The organism is Devosia ginsengisoli, from assembly GCF_024707105.1.
Taxonomy (GTDB): domain Bacteria; phylum Pseudomonadota; class Alphaproteobacteria; order Rhizobiales; family Devosiaceae; genus Devosia; species Devosia ginsengisoli_A.
This window is the reverse complement of the sequence record NZ_JANQAJ010000006.1, coordinates 65392-84409: the sequence shown is the minus strand read 5'-3', so window position 1 is coordinate 84409 and position 19018 is coordinate 65392. Positions and strand designations below refer to the sequence as shown.

Genomic DNA, 19018 nt, shown 5'->3' with positions numbered 1-19018 from the left:
TGTTGCAATACGAAAGTTTGTCAGTGTCATATGACTGATGTCGAGGGGGGAGAACGACGCATGAGCTATCTGACGGTCAGCAACGCCACCAAGCAGTTCGGGCAGAGCTTCATGGCGCTGAACGGGGTTTCGGTCTCGGTGGAGCGTGGCGAGTTCTTCACGCTGCTCGGGCCTTCAGGTTGCGGCAAGACCACGCTGCTACGCGCGATTGCCGGCTTCAACGACCTCAGCTCGGGCGAGATCACCCTCGATGGCTCCAACCTGCGCGCGGTGCCGCCGCATCAGCGCGATATCGGCATGGTGTTCCAGGACTATGCTGTTTTTCCCCATCTCAGCGTGTTCGACAATGTCGCCTTCGGCCTCAAGCCACGCAAGGTGCCAGCGGCGGAGATCAAGACCCGCGTCACTCAGGCGCTCGACGCCGTGCGGCTGGGCGCCATGGCCGAGCGCCTGCCCGCCGCCATGTCGGGCGGCCAGCAGCAGCGCATCGGGCTGGCCCGCGCCATGGTCATCAATCCGCGCCTGCTGCTGATGGATGAGCCGCTCAGCAATCTCGACGCCAAGCTGCGTATCGAGTTGCGCGAGGAAATCCGCGATATCCAGAAGCAGGTCGATATCGCCACCATCTATGTGACGCACGATCAGGAAGAGGCTTTGGCCATTTCCGACCGCATCTGCGTGATGAATGCCGGCCGCATCGAGCAGGTCGGCACGCCGCAGGAGATTTACGGCAACCCGCAGACGCGGTTCGTCGCCGAATTCGTCGGCACGCTCAATACGTTCAAGCCGGGCGAGGCGCTCGATGCCATGCTGGGCCAGCTCGGGCTCTCCGCTCCCGACGCTGCAAGTTGGGCGGTACGCCCGGAACGCCTCGGTCTCGCTGCAGCCGGTAGCGCCGCCAATGGTGCGGCCGTCCTTCCCGGTACCGTCACGAAATATACCTATCTCGGCCGCGAGGCCCATGTGCAGGTGGAGACACCGGTCGGCCCCATCGTCGTGCAGGTGGCCAATCCGGGGATGGCGGCAACGCGCGAGGCGGGTGAGGCCGTTTCCGTGCTGGTGCCGCATGATGCGCCGATGGCCTTCGGCACCGACAACGCCCGAATCGGAGGGTGACGGCCATGCCACGCTTCAATTTCTGGACCGTGGTGATGATCCTCACCTGGGTGCTGCTGTTTGTCCTGCTTTTCATCCCGGTCGGCTCGGTGCTTGTCTCCAGCTTCTACGACCAGGAAGGCAATGCGACCCTTGCCAATTATCTCAAATTCCTGGGTGAACCGCGTTTCCATCAGGCTTTCGTCAATACGCTGGTCGTCGGTTTCGGCGGGTTGCTCGGCGCCCTGGTGCTGGGTTCGATCATGGCCTTCTGCGTGTCGCGCTTCGTCATCCGGGGCGGCCGCTTTGTATCGCTGCTGGCCATTCTGGCGCTGGTGTCGCCGCCCTTTATCGGCGCCTATTCGTGGATCGTGCTGTTTGGTGCGGGTGGCGTCGTACGCGGCTTTCTGCGCGATATGGGCATCAACATGCCACCCATTTACGGGCTGGGCGGCATCCTCATGGTCTTCTCGCTGAAGTTCTACCCTTACGTCTATCTCATGGTCTCGGGCGCGCTCAGTAACGTCAATCGCTCGCTCGAAGAAGCGGCGGAGGGGCTGGGCCTTACGCCCTGGCAGCGCACGTTCAAGATTTCCTTCCCGATGGTCTTCCCGGCACTGACGGCAGGCGGTCTGTTGGCGTTGATCCACGCCATCGCGGATTTCGGCACGCCGCGCCTGCTGGGCCGCGGCTACAACGTGCTGGCGACCGAGGCCTTCACGCTCTACTCGGCCGAAGTGGGCTCCAACATGTCCATGGCCACCACGATCAGTGTGATCCTGATCCTGGTCTCCATGTTTTTCGTCATGCTGCAGCGCTACATGTCGCGTCGCAACGTCTACCACGGCAACATGATCAACAAGCCGGTGCGCATCCAGCTCAAGGGCTGGCGCAACGGGCTGGCGCATTTCGCCGTCTACCTGATCGGGCTATGCGGGGCGATGCCGGTCATCATCTCGGTCATCTATTCCTTCCGCAAGACCAGTGGCCCGGTGTTCCAGGATGGCTTTGCGCTGCAAAGCTATGAGCGCATCCTGTTCAACCTCGGCGATGTGGTGCGCAACTCGCTGACTTTCTCGGTCGCCGCAGTGGTGCTCATCGTCATGGTCGGCACGGTGGTCGGGGTGCTGGTCGCCCGGCGCACCAATTTCAACACCGCCTTGCTCGATGGCGCCTTCATGGTGCCCTATGTCATGCCGGGCATCGTTATCGGCATCGCTTTCATCGCCGCTTTCAATACCGGCGCCATCGTGCTGACCGGCACGGCCATGATCATCATCCTGTCGATCTTCATCCGCCGGCTGCCCTATACGGTGCGCACCACGGCCTCCTCGCTGCGCCAGATTTCACCCAGCATGGAGGAGGCGGCGATTTCGCTCGGCTACAGCCCGTTCCAGGCGTTCCTGCGCATTACCGTACCGCTCATCGTGCCGGGCATCATCGCCGGGGGCATGTTGAGCTTCGTAACCGCCATCAACGAATTGTCGTCGTCACTCGTACTCTATGTCGGCAGCACCATGACCATGCCGGTGCGCATTTACCTGCTCATTCTCGATGGCGATTTCGGCACCGCGGCGGCTCTGTCCACCATCCTGCTGCTGCTCAGTGGCTGTGCGGTCTACATCGCCTTCCGCTTCATGGGTCGCAACGAACAGGCGCTTTTGTAAGCGCACGCCTGAGCCACTTCACAGAGGTTCGTCATCAAGGGCGTGCGCTGCACCGGTCTGTGGGTTCGGCGTTGACGCCGTATTGTCGCCCAAGGAACTGCGACATCTGGTTCGAAGCGAGCATTCGCGAATGACGTCTGCCCCCGCAGAATGGGCCGCAACAGGCGCGTGATGCCGAGCTGTTGCGGCAGGACACCGAAAGCGGCAAGTTCTCGGCTGACTTCATTGCCGAACATCATGCGAAGCAGAATGCTGTCTGAAAGCGCCGACCAGGAACCCGCCATGACCATCCAGACCAAATTCAGCCGCCTCGGCACCGATAACGCGCCCGGGCAGGAGGTGCGCCATGCCTCGGGCAGTGTCGAGACCTTGCTTCGCGGTGACAAGCTCGCCGGGCGCCCGGTCGATTTCTCCCACGGCGATGTCGACGCCTTCACGCCCACCCCTGGATCGTTCGAGGCCTTCTCGGCGGGTGTCGCGGCGGGCGGAAGGCAGGCCTATACCGAATATCGGGGCGATATGGGCATTCGCGAGGAACTTGCGGAGCGCCTCGCGACCTTCACCGGAGCGCCGGTCGATGGTCGCGACGGGATGATCATCACCCCCGGCACCCAGGGCGCTTTGTTCCTGGCGGTTGCCTCGACAGTTTCGCGCGGCGACAAGGTCGCGATCGTGCAGCCGGATTATTTTGCCAATCGCAAGCTGGTGGAATTCCTCGAAGGGGAAATGCTGCCGGTTCGACTGGACTATATGGCGGCCGAAGGCCATGCCGGGCTCGATCTCGGGCAATTGGAGGATGCGTTCAAGGCCGGCGCCAAGGTCCTGCTCTTCTCCAACCCCAACAATCCCGTTGGCGTCATCTACTCCCGCGCGGAAATCGAGACCATTGCCGCGCTTGCCCTTGAATATGGCGCAACGGTCATCGTCGACCAGCTCTATTCCCGGCTTCTCTATTCGGGGGCGTCCTATACCCATTTGCGGGCGCAGCCGGTGGACGCGGAAAATGTCGTCACCATCATGGGGCCGTCCAAGACGGAGTCCCTGAGCGGTTACCGCCTTGGCATCGCCTTCGGTTCGCGCAGCATCATCAGCCGCATGGAAAAGCTCCAGGCCATCGTGTCCTTGCGCGCCGGTGGCTACAGTCAGGCAGTGCTGCACACCTGGTTCAATGAACCCGAAGGCTGGATGGCGCAGCGCATCCGCGAGCATCAGGGCATTCGCGACGATCTGCTGAACGTGTTCCGCGGCACCGCCGACATCAGCGTGCGCACGAGCGAGGCAGGAAGCTACATCTTTCCCGGCCTTCCCGAACTTGTCGTATCGGGCACCGATTTCGTCCGAATCCTGCGCCTTCAGGCCGACGTGATCGTGACACCGGGCACCGAGTTCAGCCCCTTCTCCGGCAACAGCGTCCGGCTGAATTTCTCGCAGGACCATGCCGCCGCCGTGGCGGCGAGTGAGCGCCTCGTCGCCCTCGTCGAGCGATATCGCGCATGACCGGCGCTCCTGTCGATGCGGCAATGCCGATCCCGCAGGGTCTCTACCGGCCGGCCGTGCGGCACGGGACCCTGATCTTCACGGCCGGCATGACGCCACGCCAGGATGGGGTACTGAAATTTGTCGGGCCAGTCACCGCCGATGCGGATCCGCTCGATTGGCGCGACGCAGTCATACTGGCCTGCCGCAACGCGCTATCGGCGGCCCGCGCCCAGCTTGCAGAAGGCGAATGCCTTTCCGGCATCCCGAGCCTCACCGTCTATATCGCCGCCGAAGCCGGATTTACCGCGCATTCGCGGCTGGCCGATTTTGCGTCCGAGTTTCTGCAATCCGAACTCGGCGCCGCCGGCATCGGCATCGGCAGCCGCGCCGCCGTGGGCGTGGCCACCTTGCCCGACAACGCGCCTGTCGAGATCCAACTCATCGCCGCCATATGAAGGCCTGGCGGATGAATCAGTCAGCCATTGCTGCGCCGGGGCTCAGGACAGGGTTAGCGAAACCGGGTCGAACTCGCCCAGTCGCAGTGTTGTCGTGCCGGCTGGCGGGACTTCGATGAGGGCGCAGAGGGAGCCTGTCGTGACGACCATGCCGGCGCGCAGGCCACCGAAATGGTCGAAGGGAGCGCTGGCATAGGCGATGATGGGCTCGAGAACGCCACCGAAGGGGTGTTTGGCCGGTCCGAGTTGGGTGGTTCCGGCAGCGGTTTCCAGCACGATCGGCAGGCCGTCGACTTCGGGCAGGGTGGGGATGGCCTGGAGGCCGGTCACGTAGCCTGAAGTCACCATGAAATCGGAAAGCGGGCCGAACGGGCCGGCCTGCTTGTGCTGGTCGATGCGCGTGCCGATCAGCTCGAGGCCGACGATGAAATGATCGATCGCCGCGAGCACGGCCGCCTTGCCCTGGCGGGCGATTTCCGGGGTGAGATCCTTTTTGAGGACGGCGGCGATCTCGATTTCGAGGCCCATCATGTTGCGGCCATTCAGCTGCAGCGTGCCGCCGCTTTTGGTGACCCAGCTGTCGATGATCGGCGCGGCCAGGGCCAAGCCGCTGGCGGGCGCGGCGACCTTGGCCACCGACGCGGTCTCGCCCAATTGCCGCAGCACTTCGCCCTGCACGGCCATGGCGCCGGCGGCGTCGAGCGCCTGCAGGCTGGCGGCCGGTACCGGCTTGACCGGGTCGCGATGGGCGGCGATATAGGCCTGGATGAGTTGTTCGGTCGACTGGCTAGGCATGGCTTATCTCGATTTCCCGTTTTTCGGCATTAGCCTGATGCACTGCTTCGATGATTCCGACAATCTGGCGGGCATAGGCGCCGCTGACGGCCACCGGCGCCGTTCCGGTTATGGCGTCGCGCATGGCCTGCCATTCGCGCGCCACGGCGTGGTGCATCCAGTCGGGCTCGATCGAATCCGGCACCGGCGTCCAGACGGCATCGCGGCCGATCGAAACACCATGGTCGAAATCGATGCGCAACGTGCCGCTTTCGCAGACGAGGTCCATCGCAAAGCCGACCGCGCCGTTGCGATAGCCGACGCTCTGCACCTGGCCGATGCCGCCATTGGCGAAGCGCAGTCCGATCAGCGCGCTGTCATCGGCCTGCTGCTCATGAAAGAAGGTGCCGGCCAGGGCGTTGACGCCCACCACATCCTGTCCCATCAGCCAGACCAGCCGGTCCAGCGCGTGGATGCCGGCTGTCATCAGCATGCCGCCGCCCGAGGCGGTATTCTTGTGCCAGTCGCGGCGATTGCTCTCCATCCACAGCTTGATCATCCAGCTCGACCCCAGCACCGGCTTGCCGATCACGCCGGAATCGAGAACCTCTTTGGCCTTGAGGCAGGGCAGGGCGAAATGCATCACATGCCCGACCATGAGCTGGACACCCGCTTTGGCGACGGCGGCGTTGATGGCGTCGCAGGCGCGGGTGGTCGGCGCCATCGGCTTTTCGAGGAGAATATGCTTGCCGGCCTCGGCCGCGCCGATGGCGATTTCCTCATGCAGGTGATGCGGCGTGGCGATGACGACGGTATCGACCTTGGGATCGGCGAGAAGCTGGCGCCAGTCGGAATAGGCACTGCCGCCATGCTCCTGCGCGAACTGCTCGGCGGCCGCCCGGTCCTCGCGGCAACTGGCGACCAGTTGCACGCCATCGACTTCGGCCATTGCCCTCGCATGCACCGCGCCGAAATGTCCGGCCCCGATGATACCAATTCCAATCATGATCTTGCCTTTGCATAGGCGGCATCGATGAGGGTCATCGCCGCGAGATAGTCGTTGAGAGTGATTGCCGGCGGACGGCCGTCGCCGAGGCGCTGCAGCGTATCGGCCATGAAGAGGCGATAGCGCGTGGCTGTCGGTTCGGGCGGCAGGGCGCGCGTGCTGGCGTCGTCGAGCGTGACGCAACTGGCGCTGTCGCCGCGATCTACCAGCGTGGCGTTTGCCGTCACCATGCGCCATTCGAATTCGCCACCCGGCGCCATGGAGGCATAGGTGTAGCCGGCCTCGACGGTGAATAGCGTGCCAGCCGCGTCGGTCAGCACCAGCAGGGCGTGGTCGTCCACGGCCTCGTCATGGATGCGGTTGCCGATGCTGGCTGAGACCAGGGTCACCGGCCCCTGCGCCAGGCTCAGCACGGCATCGACGCCGTGAATGCCCAGATTGCGCAAGGCGCCGCCACCGCCAATGGCGGGATCGAGCAACCAGCCGACGGCATCCTGGCGATAGCGTTCCGGAGGGCCATTCACCAGCCGGAAGCTGGCATGGGCGAGCCTGCCGGCGCGACCGGCTTCCTGCAATTGTCCGTAAGCGCCGAAGATCGGCCCGAAGCGGTTGGGCAGTGGCACGCCGACGAAGGTGCCATGCTTCCGCGCGAGTTGCGCCAGCTCCGCGATAACAGCCGTGTTGCTGGCGGCGGGCTTTTCCAGAATCAGGGGAATGCCCGTTTCGATCAGCGCCTGCGCGCGGGCCGGCAGGGTGGACGGGTGCCCCATCAGCACGACGAGATCAGGCGCCAGGGCCAGTCCGTCACTGAAACTCGCTGCGGACGGCAGCCCATGCTTTTCCCCAAACCCGGCTGCATGGGCCGGATCTTCGTCCCAAACGCCAACCACTGTCGCGCCGGCTGCACGCCCCGCATCGAGGTGCATTTCCGCGTGCCAATGGCTGGTTCCGAACAACGCAATCTTCATGTTTTGGTTACCTGTCCAATATCGACTTGCAGGATATCCCATATGTCGCTATACAACAAGCGTTGACGGTGTCGATCTGTGCCGCCCAGAAAAAGCTGGAACAGATAAACGAGGACCACGATGTCGAATTTGAAATCGATGACGCCGTTGAGCCGGGCCCCTCTCCTGCATGTCACCGTGCAGGAGAGCCTCAAGGAATATATCGAGGCCAACCAGCTCAAGGCCGGCGACCCGCTGCCGCCGGAAACCTTCCTGGCCCAGCAATTGGGCGTCGGGCGCAATTCGATGCGCGAGGCGATCAAAGCGCTGGAATCGCTGGGCATCCTCGAGACGCGGCGCGGCATCGGTGTCTTCGTCAAGGAATTCTCGTTCAAGCCGCTGCTCGACAACCTGGCCTATGGCCTGCAGGACTCGCTGCGCGACGTCGAGGAATTGCGCGAAATCCGCCGCGTTCTCGAAACGGGGCTGATCGGCAAGACCATCGCCATGATCAGCGAGGCGGATCTGGCCGCTTTGCGCGATGTCACGGCGCGGATGAAGGTGCGGGCGGAGCGGCAGGAGAGCTTTGCCGAGGAAGACCAGCGGTTCCACCAGCTGCTGTTTCGCTGCCAGAACAATCACATGTTGAGCGCGTTGATCGACATCTTTTGGACGGCCTTCAACAAGGCGTCCAACTTCAACAATCTCGATAATCCCGAACCGCTCGATACGTGGCGGGACCATCACGAAATCGTCGAAGCGGTTGCCCGCAAGGACGTAGAGCAGGCGCGCAAGCGCCTGGACGATCACTACCGCGGAATCCAGCAGGTCATTGCCAGGAACCGCACCGAACCATCCAAAGCCTGATCTTTCCGGGGAGGAAAACCATGCATATCAGGACTATCACGCGAGCTCTGGCCATTGGCGGCCTGCTGCTGGGTGCAACCGCACTCACCACGCCCGCCTTCGCGCAGGACGTAAAGACTATTACCGGCGGCTTCGACGTCGGCCCGGGCGGATTCCCCAAGAACTTCAACCCGCTCGCCGCGACCGGTGGCTTTACCTGGCTCAACACCTATTTCGAGCCGCTGGTGATCTACAATGCGGAACTGAACGCCATCGAGGGCGATCTGGCCACCGACTATACCGTCAGCGACGACATGCTGACCTATACGTTCAACCTGGCCGAAGAGACCTGGCATGATGGCGAAGCCTTCACCTCCGCCGATGTCAAGTTCACCCTCGACCTGATCCGCGACGCCGCTTCGGGCAGCGTCTTTACCGGCCGCCTGGGCAAGATCGCCAATGTCGAGACGCCCGATGACCGCACTGTCGTCGTGACGCTTTCGGAGGCCGATGGCGGCCTGCTGTCGGTGCTGGCACAGGTCATGATCCTGCCCGAGCATGCTTTGGCCTCGATCGCGCCCGAGAGCATCGCCACCAGCACCTGGTGGTCGACCACGCCCATCGGTACCGGCCCGTTCAAGTTCACCAAATATGTCACCGACCAGTATGTCGAACTGGCTGCCGACGAGGACTACCGGCGCGGCGCGCCCAAGGTCGACCGGCTGATCAACCGCTATTTCGAGAACCCGGCTGCCGCCGTGGCCGCGCTCCGCGCCGGTGAAATCCAGTTCACCTATGTCGAGCCCGAAGATGCTGCGACCTTTGCCGGCAACGATGGCTTCACGGTCATCGAAGGCGACTCCTATGTGGTCAACTATATTGGCTTCAACCAGAAGGTCGATCTGTGGAAGGACGTTCGCGTTCGCCAGGCCTTCATGTATGCCATTGACCGCGCCGCGATCGTCGAAAGCCTCTATGGCGGCGCTGCCAAGCTGGCCAATTGCGGCTATGTCGCACCGCACCTGGTGCCCGAGGGCCTCAACGACTACGCCTATGACCCGGAAAAGGCCAAGGCGCTGCTCGACGAAGCCGGCTGGGCCGACATCAACGGCGACAAGCCGATTACCTGGCTGACCTATTACGGCTCGCCCCAGGCCACCAATGTGATGGCCGCCGTGCAGGCCATGCTGGCCCAGGTCGGCGTCAATGTCGTGCCGCGCGTCGTCGACGTGCCGACCTATAACGGCACCGTCTATCAGGAGAACAACCCCGACTGGAACGAATTCTCGCTGATCTATGCCGGCCTGCAGAACGGGCCCAATCCGGCGGGTATCAATGTCGGCCTCAACAAGTCGCAGTTGCCGCCGGCTGGTGCCAATATCATGCGCATCGAGTTCGACGATCTGAGCGCCGCCTTCGACGCGGCCATCGGCGAGACCGATGCCAGCCAGGTCGATGCCCGCTGGCAGGATGTCTGCAAGGTGATGAACGAGGAGCTGCCCTGGGCCACGATGTGGGTCGCCAACCGCTACGGCGTGGCATCCGCCAACCTGGTCGACTTCGTCTGGACGCCGGCGCCGGCCGGTGGCCCCTACGCCGCCCATCCCGAGCTTTGGGATATCAAGTAAGCGCGGCTCTCCCCTGCGCTTCGGCGGCGCGGTCACTCCGCGCCGCCCACCCGCTTCCACACCGGACCTGGCCATGTTGAATTACATCGCACGCCGTATCGGCATTGGACTGTTGATGCTGATTGCCCTCAGCGTCCTCGTCTTCATGCTGCTGCGCCTGGCGCCGGGTGATGCGATCGACGCCTATATCAATCCTGCCGCGCCGCTCTCGATGGATGAGCTTGCCGCGCTCCGCGCCCGGCTCGGCCTCGACCAGCCGCTGCCGGTGCAATATTTCGGCTGGCTGCGCGCCGCCATATCGGGCGATTTCGGCTTCTCCACCCAGCGCGCCGGGGTATCCGTGCTGCCGCTGGTGCTCGAGCGTATCGGGCCGACGGTGCTGCTGATGGGCACCGGCATGCTGATCGCCATCGTGCTGGGCATCGCCGCCGGCATCATCAGCGCCGTGCGGCGCAATTCGGTGACCGACGTTGCGCTCTCCGTCACCTCCTCCATCGGCATATCGAGCCCCGCCTTCCTGACGGCGCTGCTCGGTCTCTACTTCTTCTCGGTGCAGCTGCGCTGGGCCCCTTCGGGCGGCATGCTGACGCCGGGTGCTCCATTCTCGATCGCCGACCTGCTGTCGCATCTCATCCTGCCGGCCTTCCTGCTGTCCATCGGCCATGCCGCGCTGATCATGCGCTATATGCGCTCCTCGCTGCTCGAAGTGCTCAACCAGGACTATGTGCGCACGGCGCGCGCCAAGGGCGTCCGAGAATTCTGGGTCATCATCAAGCATGCCACGCGCAATGCCCTGCTGCCCGTGGTCACCCTGATCGGCTCAACCATCGGCATTGCCGTGGGCGGCGCCATCTTCCTCGAAAGCGTCTTCAACTGGCCGGGCATGGGCCTGCTGCTGGTCAATGCGGTCAACACGCGCGACTACCCCGTCATCATGTGCGCCACCCTGATTGTCGGCGCCTGCGTGATCGCGGTGAACCTGCTGACCGACATCACTTACGCCGCGGTCGATCCGCGCATCCAGGTGGCCTGACATGAGTGATGCAGCGACCGCCCCCATCGAACGGACCAAGGGTCCGACCCGCCGTTCCATCGAGCGCTTCTTCGGCAACCGCGCGGCCCTGGTCGGGCTGGCGATCTTCGTGCCCATTCTTATTGCCATCGTCACCTATGACTGGTGGTGGGGGCTGGGGCCCAATGCCATCGACCTGCGCGCGCTCAACAAGGGGCCCTCAGCCGCACACTGGATGGGCAGCGACGGCGTCGGCCGTGACGTGATGGCGCGGCTGCTGCAAGGCGGCCGGGTCTCGCTGATCGTGGCCGTCGTCTCGGTGGCGATTTCCATCGTCATCGGCTTCCTCGTCGGCGCCTTTGCCAGCTTTGGCGGCCGGGTCGTCGATGCCTCGCTCATGCGGCTCGTGGACCTGGCCATGACCCTGCCGCCAGTGATCTTCCTGCTGGTGCTCGCCTCGATTGCCGGTACCGGCATCATGCCGACGATCCTGGTGATCTCGCTGCTGTCCTGGCCGACCCTGTCGCGCATGGTCCGCGCCCGCCTGCTCGAACTGCGCGAGCGCGATTTCGTGGTGGCCGCACGCGGCATGGGCGCCAGCGTGCCCCACCTGCTGTTCAAGCACGGCCTGCCCAATTGCATCGACATCCTGGTGGTCTACGCCACCTTGCAGGTCGCCAATGCCATCCTGCTCGAGGCCGGGCTGTCCTTCCTCGGGCTCGGTATCGCGCCGCCCGAGGCCAGCTGGGGCAACATGCTCAACCTGGCGCGCTCCACCGTCGTGCTCGAACAATATCCCTGGCAATGGATGTTCCCCGGCGCGGCGCTGGTGCTGACCGTGCTGGCCATCAATTTCATCGGCGACGGCCTGCGCGACGCGTTCGACCCTCGCTCCGCTCTCAACTGACCCTGAAGGTTTTCTGAAATGCCCTTGTTTACCGGCGTCGTCCCTCCTGTCGTAACGCCACTCCACGCCGATTTCACCGTGGACTATGCGTCCTTCACCCGCGTGCTCGAAAACATGATCGACGCCGGTGTCCACGGCCTGTTCGTGCTCGGCTCGACCAGTGAAGTGGTGTTCCACGATGCAGAGACCCGCAAGGCCATTGTCGACCATGCCATCAAGATCACCAATGGCCGGGTGCCGGTGCTGGTCGGCACGATCGACCCCACTACCGACCGCGTCATCAACCACTCGCGCATCGCCAAGGCGGCCGGCGCCGATGCCGTGGTGGTCACCGCGCCCTTCTATACGCGCACCAACCAGGCCGAGACGGTGGACCACTTCCGCTATATCAGGGATGCGGTGGACCTGCCCGTCATCGCCTATGACATTCCCGTCTGCGTCGGGCTGAAGCTGGAGCGCAAGACCACGGTGACGCTGGCCAAAGAAGGCGCCATCGTCGGCCTCAAGGATTCGAGCGGCGACGACGGCAACCTGCGCTATGTGCTGGCCGACATGAAGGACGATGCCGATTTCTTCGGCATGACCGGCTCGGAAATCGTGGTCGACAGCGTGCTGGCCATGGGCGCCCACGGCGTCGTGCCGGGCCTCGCCAATGTCGATCCGCATGGTTATGTGAAGTTGTGGAACCTGGTGCAGGCCGGCGATTTCGCCGGCGCGCGCGCCGAGCAGGAACGGCTCTGCAAGCTGTTCGAAATCGTCTGGATTTCGACGGCCCGCACCAGTGCCGGTTCGGCCGGCGTCGGCGCCTTCAAGACGGCGATGCGCCAACTGGGCATCATTGCCAACAACACCATGGCCCGGCCGCAGCGTCACCTCAATGACGAGGAAACCGTCAAGGTCGATGCAGTGCTCAAATCCGTCGGATTGCTTGGCTGACCATGGGCGCCCCGATCCTCGACATTGCTGGCCTGCGTACCGTGTTCCGGATCGGCGGCGCCGAAATTGCCGCCGTCGAGGACATGGAACTGACCATTGCGGCGGGCGAGACCGTGGCGCTGGTCGGCGAGTCCGGCTCGGGGAAATCGGTGACCAGCCTGTCGGTGATGGGCCTGCTGCCCAGGCGGGTGGGCCGCATTGCTGCAGGCAAGGTCATGCTGTCGCGAAAAAGCGGTGAGGTCGTCGACCTTGCCACCATGCCTGACGAACGCCTGCGCGAGATCCGGGGCAATGACATCGGCATGGTGTTCCAGGAGCCGATGACGAGCCTCAATCCCGTCTATACGGTTGGCGAGCAGATCGCCGAGCCGATCCGCATCCATCTGGGCAAGTCGCATCGTGACGCCGCCGCCGATGCCGTGCGCCTGCTGGCCGATGTCGGCATTCCCGACCCCGCCCGCCGGGCGCAGCAATATCCGCACGAACTTTCGGGCGGCATGCGCCAGCGCGTGACCATCGCCATGGCCCTGGCCTGTGACCCGCGCATGCTGATTGCCGACGAGCCGACCACTGCCCTTGATGTCACCATCCAGGCGCAGATTCTCGACCTGTTGCAGAAATTGCAGCGCGAGCGCGGCATGGGCATCCTGTTCGTCACCCATAATCTGGGTGTCGTCGCCGAGATCGCCGACCGTGTCGTGGTGATGTATGCTGGCCGGATCGTCGAGTCCGGACCCGTGGCGGAGGTCTTCGCCCATCCGCGTCACCCCTATACCAAGGGCCTGCTGCGCTCGGTGCCGAGGCTGGGCCAGGCGGTCGAACTCAAGCGCGCCGGCACGCCCCTGCCCACCATTCGCGGAAATGTGCCCTCGCTGCGCAATCTGCCCAAGGGCTGCGCCTTCGCCAATCGCTGCGACTATGCCATCGCCGCCTGCAGCGCCGCCATGCCCGCCTTGGTCGAGACGACGCCGTCGCAGAAAAGCCGCTGCATCCGCTGGCAGGAACTCTGATGACGCAACAGCCCTACCTATCGGTCAGAAACCTCTCCAAGCATTTCAAGCCGGCCGCCTTTTCCCGCGGGCCGGTCGTCAAGGCGCTGCAGGATATTTCCTTCGATATTCCCCGCGGCCAGGTGGTCGGCCTTGTCGGGGAATCCGGCTCGGGCAAGACCACGATCGGCCGCTCGGTGCTGCGCCTGATCGAGCCGACCAGCGGCGAGATCATGCTGGATGGCGTCGATATCACCACGCTCTCGGGCGACCAATTGCGCCGGCAACGGCGCAAGATGCAATATATTTTCCAGGACCCGTTCGCGAGCCTGTCGCCGCGCATGACCATTGGGCAGGTCCTGACCGAAGGGCTCGATATCCAGGGCATCGGCACGCGGGCCGAACGGCGTGCCCGCGCGGAAAAAGGCGCTGGTCGCGGTGGAACTGCCGGTCGACGCCTTCGACCGATACGCCCATGAATTCTCCGGCGGGCAGCGCCAGCGCATCGGCATTGCCCGCGCGTTGACGCTCGACCCCGAATTCATCGTCGCCGACGAGCCGGTATCGGCGCTCGATGTGTCGATCCAGGCGCAGGTCATCAACCTGCTGCGGGATTTGCAGGTGCGTCTCGGCCTGACCATGCTGTTCATTTCCCACGACCTGGCGGTGGTGGAATATATCTGCGACACGGTGATCGTGCTCTATCTTGGCCGCATCATGGAGATGGCGCCCGCCGCCGATCTCTATGCCAGACCCAGCCACCCCTATACGCGCGCGCTGCTCTCGGCCATTCCCTCGCCCGACCCGGCAACGCGCCCGCAACGGCAGATCCTGACCGGCGATATTCCCAGCCCCGCCAATCCGCCCTCCGGTTGCGTGTTCCGCACCCGCTGTCCGTTTGCCGTCGAGGCCTGTGCCGGCGACGTTCCGGCTCTGCGCGAAGTGGCGCCGGGGCATCTGCGCGCCTGCATCCGCGACGACATTCTCTGAGGACAGCGATCCGTGCCGCACAATGCCCAATTCCTGACCGACCTCCAGGGTGGCCTGATCGTTTCCTGCCAGCCGGTCGATGACGGGCCGCTCGACACCATCCCCGCTATCGTCGCCTTCGCCCAGGCCGCAAGCAATGGCGGCGCGCGTGCCCTGCGCATCGAAGGGGCGGACAATGTGGCGGCGGTGGCCAAGGCCTGCGACCTGCCGATCATCGGCATCATCAAGCGCGACCTGCCCGATAGTCCGGTGCGCATCACCCCGTTCATCGCTGACGTGGAGGCGCTGGCCGCAGCCGGGGCAACCGTGATCGCCGTCGACGGCACCGACCGGGTCCGCCCGGTGTCGGTCGCCGACCTGCTGGCCGCCATTCATGCCGCCGGGTGCCTGGCCATGGCCGACCTGGCGACGGAAGCGGAAGCCAGGCTCGCCAAACAGCTCGGTTTCGACATTCTCGGCACCACCATGTCCGGCTACACCGGCGGGCCCGTTCCGGCCGAGCCCGACCTCGACTTCGTGGCTGCCTGCCGCCGCCTGGGCGGGGTGGTTGTGGCGGAAGGGCGCTACAATACGCCTGCAGCGGCAGCCTCGGCCATCGCGGCGGGCGCCTCTGCTGTCTGTGTCGGTTCGGCCATTACGCGCACCGAGCATGTCACCGAATGGTTCCGCACCGCGGTGGATGATGCGGCCAGAAACAGCAGCGCCACGGTGCTGGCACTCGATGTGGGCGGGACCAAGACGCTGGCGGCGCTGGTCCGCAATGGGGGCATTCTCGAACGGCAGGCGATACCGACGCCGCAGGGCGTCGGCACCGATACGTGGTTCGCCACGATCGGCGCGCTGGCCACCGACTGGCAGGGGCGCTACGACGCCGTCGGCGCCGCCGTGACTGGCGTCGTGCAGGACGGTCACTGGTCGGCGCTCAATCCGCGCACGCTGGCCATTCCTGATCGCACGCCGCTGGTGCAGCGGCTGACGGCGCTGTTCGGCGTGCCGGCCATCGCGCTGAACGACGCGCAGGCCGCGGCCTGGGGCGAGTATCGCCATGGGGCCGGGCGCGCGCAGGACATGGTGTTCGTGACCGTGTCATCCGGCATCGGCGGCGGGATCGTGTTGCAGGGCAGGCTGCTACAGGGCGCCAATGGCCTTGCGGGCAGCCTCGGCCAGAGCAGGGGCGCGCCGAAGGCCGAGCGCCTTGAGACGCGTGCTTCGGGTTTCGGCATGGCAGCTTCCGCTTCCGCTCTTGGCCATACCGCCACGACGCATGAGATCTTTGCGGCGGTTGAAAATGGCCTGCCCTGGGCTGTCGCGCTGCTCGACAAGGCGATCGAGGACCTGGCCGTGGGGCTGGGCGACTTGCAAAGACTGGTCGATCCTGACGTCGTCGTGCTGGGTGGCGGCATCGGCATGCTGCCGCAATTTCGCGACCGCCTGGTCGCCAGGCTGTTACTGGAGCCTGACCATCTGCGTCCGGCGATCAGGCCGGCAGCCTTGGGCGGCGACGCCGGAATTATCGGCATAGCCGATCTGTGCCGCGCGCGTTAACCGGCTGCCACTCCTGAATTTCCCATCTATGTAGCGCCGGCTCTGAGCCAGGCGCCAATCCGTCGTGGCATTGCCCGGCGGATTTTGCACCGATTTTCCAGAAGCGGGCAAAAATCTGATTAACACACTTGAGTTAAGTTAATGAGGCTCGCATAGTCCTTCATGCGACTGTCGCAAATGGCCGTGGAGGGTCAGGCTGCGGACGGTCTCTGGAGAGGAAAAGACCAATGACTCGTTTGACTCGGCGAACCTTTATCGCCTCCGTTCCGCCCTTGCTGGCGGCCACGCAGATTCCAGCCTGGGCGGCTCCGGCGGCCGACCGGGATCTGATCGCGGCCCAGAAGGGCGAGCCCGCCATCGTCAAGCTGTATCGTCAGCTTGAACGCCTGACATCGACGGTGACCCTGATGACCACGGGCGCGCATCCGGACGATGAGCCCAGCGGCATGCTGGCGGCCCTGCGGCACGTCTACGGCATTCGCCCGGTTCTCTATTGCATCACCCGCGGCGAAGGCGGGCAGAATGCCATCGGTCCCGAACGCGGCTCGGTACTCGGCGTGCTGCGCACGCGCGAAATGACGGAAGCCTCGCGCGCGCTCGATGCTTCGCTGGCCTTTGGCGGCCAGGGCCACCACGATCCGGTGCATGATTTCGGTTTCTCCAAGGACCCGAACCAGACCATCGACCGCTGGGGCCGCGATCGCGTCATCGAGCGCATGACCTGGGCGTTCCGCTATTACCGCCCCGACGTGATCATGAACTGCTTCCTCGATGTGGGCGGCCAGCACGGCCATCACCGCGCAGCCAACGTCGCTACCTTCGTCACGGCCGAGATTTCCGGCAATGCGGAAGAATTCCCCAACCAGATCGCCGCGGGCCTGAAGCCCTGGAGCGTTCCCAAGATCTATCAGCCGGCATGGGGTGGCGGTGGCGGCGTCTATGACGACGAAACCCCGCCCCCGCCGCAGACGCTGGTGATCCGCGCGCCCGAGCGCGATCCGATTTCCGGCGCCACCTTCCCGCAGATGGGCGAATGGTCCCGCGTGTGCCACCAAACGCAGGGCATGGGTTCCTGGCGTCCCGATCCGCAGACCGAATGGCCACTGAACCTGAGCTGGGCCGCCAATGGCGAAGCCGGCAGGCAGGAAGAGGACATCCGCGACGGCCTGATCGCCACGGTGGGTCACATTGCCGAACTCGACGGCATGCCATCAGCTGCGGCCGATGCCCTGCGCAATGCCCAGGGCCTGATCGACGAAGCTATTGCCGACTATGGCGATCCTGCCGTGGTCTCGGGCAAGCTGGTGGAAATCGGCAAGGCCATCGCCGAAGCCCGCGCCAGCCTGCCTGAAGAGCTGGAGCTGGATGCCGGCCACCGCCTCGATCGCAAGATCAAGGAAGTGAACCTGGCGCTGGCAACGGCCGCCGGCATGCAGGTCCGCGCCTTCACCGATGGTGGTGACCTGCGTCCGGGCCAGGATATCGTGGTCAAGACCGTGGTCGATGCGCCCGACGCCGTGACCGTGGATAGCGTGGCCGTAGTGTCCCGTGAGGGCATTACCAGCGAGCCGACCGAAGACGGGGTCAAGGTCATCGTGGCCGACGATGCCGATCTCACCAACCCGCTCAACGAGCAGTTCGATCCCCTGGGCGGCAATGGCGATGCCTTCGTGCGCCTGACGGCCGATATTTCCGGCTACAAGGCGGTGCTCGACATCGACCTTGAGGACGCTCTGCGCGTGTTGCCCGACGCCTCGCTTGAGCTGCAGCCCGATGCGGTGGTGTTCAACACCGAAAAGGACATCGTGCCGGTGGAAATGACCGCCGTCGTTTCGGGGGCAACCACCGCCGATCTCGACTTCAACCTGCCCGAGGGCTGGTCGATGACGGCAAAGGGCGAGATGGGTGCCGAAGCCGGCACGTTCGAGCTGGCACCGCCCGATGACCTGGGCACCGCCCGCATCACCATCGCACCCAAGCTGCTCGACCAACCGGCCTATGCCATCAATGTCTTCTCCTATCCCCATATCGGCCGCTCGGTCGTGCCCACGGAAGTGGCCGTGCCGGTGCAGTCGGTCGGGGCGATCATTCCGGAAGGCAAGATTGGCTATATCGGCGGCAACAACGACAATGTCGGCATCTGGCTGAAGCGTCTGGGCGTCGATCTCAAGGAGTTGAGCGCGTCGGATATGGAGGCCGGTGCCTATCGCGATCTCGATACGCTGGTGGTGGGCATCTATGCCTTCGGACGCCGTACCGACCTCGTCGCGGCGCTGCCGGGCATCCATGAATGGGTGAAGAATGGCGGCCACCTGGTGACGCTCTATCACCGTCCTTCGGATGGCTGGAACACCGATACTGTGCCGCTGGCCTATCTCAAGATCGGCTCGCCTTCGATCCGCTATCGCGTGACCGACGCGGCGGCGCCGGTGACGGTGCTGGAGCCCGACCACCCGCTGTTCAATTATCCCAACGTCATCACCGAGGACGACTGGGCCAATTGGGACAAGGAACGCGGTCTCTATTTCGCGTCGGAATGGGACGAGGTCTATAAGCCCCTGGTCGCCATGAGCGATGCGGGCGAGGAGCCTTTGACCGGGGCACTGCTCTCGGCCGAGATCGGCGAAGGCCGCCACACCCATACCAGCCTGGTGCTGCACCATCAGCTCGACAAGCTGACCCCCGGTGCATTCCGGATCATGGCCAACCTGATCCAGCCAGCCAAGCGCTGATCCACCCCTC

The 19018-nt window shown here is 64.5% G+C and carries 15 protein-coding genes and 1 pseudogene; 13 read left to right on the top strand and 3 right to left on the bottom strand.

Annotated elements, in window-relative coordinates; translation table 11 throughout:
• Nucleotides 1-60 precede the first annotated feature (60 nt).
• The 4 genes from NVV79_RS04075 to NVV79_RS04060 all read left to right on the top strand — a co-directional run bounded on the left by NVV79_RS04075 (nt 61) and on the right by NVV79_RS04060 (nt 4696).
• On the top strand, nt 61-1116 hold the full coding sequence (locus NVV79_RS04075) for an ABC transporter ATP-binding protein (RefSeq protein ID WP_303986561.1): 1056 nt from the start codon (nt 61-63) through the stop codon (nt 1114-1116).
• A 5-nt stretch (nt 1117-1121) separates the two neighbouring features.
• Complete coding sequence (locus tag NVV79_RS04070) at nt 1122-2762, top strand: iron ABC transporter permease (RefSeq protein ID WP_303986560.1); 1641 nt, start codon at nt 1122-1124, stop codon at nt 2760-2762.
• Nucleotides 2763-3044: 282 nt separating this feature from the next.
• Nucleotides 3045-4259, top strand: coding sequence for a pyridoxal phosphate-dependent aminotransferase (locus NVV79_RS04065; RefSeq protein ID WP_303986558.1), 1215 nt, complete (start codon nt 3045-3047; stop codon nt 4257-4259).
• On the top strand, nt 4256-4696 hold the full coding sequence (locus tag NVV79_RS04060; protein ID WP_303986556.1) for a RidA family protein: 441 nt from the start codon (nt 4256-4258) through the stop codon (nt 4694-4696). Before NVV79_RS04065 ends, NVV79_RS04060 begins: the two co-directional genes overlap by 4 nt.
• A gap of 42 nt (nt 4697-4738) precedes the next feature.
• On the opposite strand, the gene NVV79_RS04055 is transcribed toward NVV79_RS04060, so the two are convergent.
• The 3 genes from NVV79_RS04055 to NVV79_RS04045 are packed head-to-tail and all read right to left on the bottom strand — an operon-like array spanning nt 4739 to nt 7444.
• Nucleotides 4739-5491, bottom strand: a complete 753-nt coding sequence (locus tag NVV79_RS04055) for a hypothetical protein (RefSeq protein WP_303986554.1) — start codon at nt 5489-5491, stop codon at nt 4739-4741.
• The gene (locus tag NVV79_RS04050) at nt 5484-6476 is read right to left on the bottom strand and encodes a Gfo/Idh/MocA family protein (protein WP_303986552.1); all 993 of its coding nucleotides are present in this window, start codon (nt 6474-6476) and stop codon (nt 5484-5486) included. Before NVV79_RS04050 ends, NVV79_RS04055 begins: the two co-directional genes overlap by 8 nt.
• Entirely contained in the window at nt 6473-7444 is a 972-nt protein-coding gene (locus NVV79_RS04045; RefSeq protein ID WP_303986551.1) for a Gfo/Idh/MocA family protein, read from the bottom strand. Before NVV79_RS04045 ends, NVV79_RS04050 begins: the two co-directional genes overlap by 4 nt.
• 120 nt (nt 7445-7564) lie before the next feature.
• On the opposite strand from NVV79_RS04045, the gene NVV79_RS04040 reads away from it, so the two are divergent.
• The 9 genes and pseudogenes from NVV79_RS04040 (at nt 7565) to NVV79_RS04000 (ending at nt 19008) form a co-directional block, all read left to right on the top strand.
• A complete protein-coding gene (locus NVV79_RS04040; RefSeq protein ID WP_303986549.1) occupies nt 7565-8290 on the top strand; it encodes a FadR/GntR family transcriptional regulator in 726 nt (241 codons plus the stop codon).
• A gap of 20 nt (nt 8291-8310) precedes the next feature.
• Nucleotides 8311-9897, top strand: a complete 1587-nt coding sequence (locus NVV79_RS04035; RefSeq protein WP_303986548.1) for an ABC transporter substrate-binding protein — start codon at nt 8311-8313, stop codon at nt 9895-9897.
• A 73-nt stretch (nt 9898-9970) separates the two neighbouring features.
• Nucleotides 9971-10930, top strand: a complete 960-nt coding sequence (locus NVV79_RS04030; RefSeq protein ID WP_303986545.1) for an ABC transporter permease — start codon at nt 9971-9973, stop codon at nt 10928-10930.
• A 1-nt stretch (nt 10931) separates the two neighbouring features.
• Nucleotides 10932-11816 (top strand): ABC transporter permease, encoded by an 885-nt coding sequence (locus NVV79_RS04025; protein ID WP_303986543.1) that lies wholly within the window; start codon nt 10932-10934, stop codon nt 11814-11816.
• A gap of 18 nt (nt 11817-11834) precedes the next feature.
• Nucleotides 11835-12752: a dihydrodipicolinate synthase family protein gene (locus NVV79_RS04020; protein WP_303986541.1), complete on the top strand. Its 918-nt coding sequence runs from the start codon at nt 11835-11837 to the stop codon at nt 12750-12752.
• Nucleotides 12753-12754: 2 nt separating this feature from the next.
• Nucleotides 12755-13762 carry an ABC transporter ATP-binding protein gene (locus NVV79_RS04015; RefSeq protein WP_303986539.1) on the top strand — a complete coding sequence of 336 codons (1008 nt, stop codon included), beginning with the start codon at nt 12755-12757 and terminating at the stop codon, nt 13760-13762.
• Nucleotides 13762-14731: pseudogene (locus NVV79_RS04010) on the top strand (ABC transporter ATP-binding protein). The gene NVV79_RS04015 and the pseudogene NVV79_RS04010 overlap by 1 nt, the downstream one beginning before the upstream one ends.
• Before the next feature lie 12 nt (nt 14732-14743).
• Entirely contained in the window at nt 14744-16276 is a 1533-nt protein-coding gene (locus NVV79_RS04005; RefSeq protein ID WP_303986537.1) for a putative N-acetylmannosamine-6-phosphate 2-epimerase, read from the top strand.
• A gap of 227 nt (nt 16277-16503) precedes the next feature.
• Complete coding sequence (locus tag NVV79_RS04000; protein WP_303986535.1) at nt 16504-19008, top strand: PIG-L family deacetylase; 2505 nt, start codon at nt 16504-16506, stop codon at nt 19006-19008.
• Nucleotides 19009-19018 lie beyond the last annotated feature (10 nt).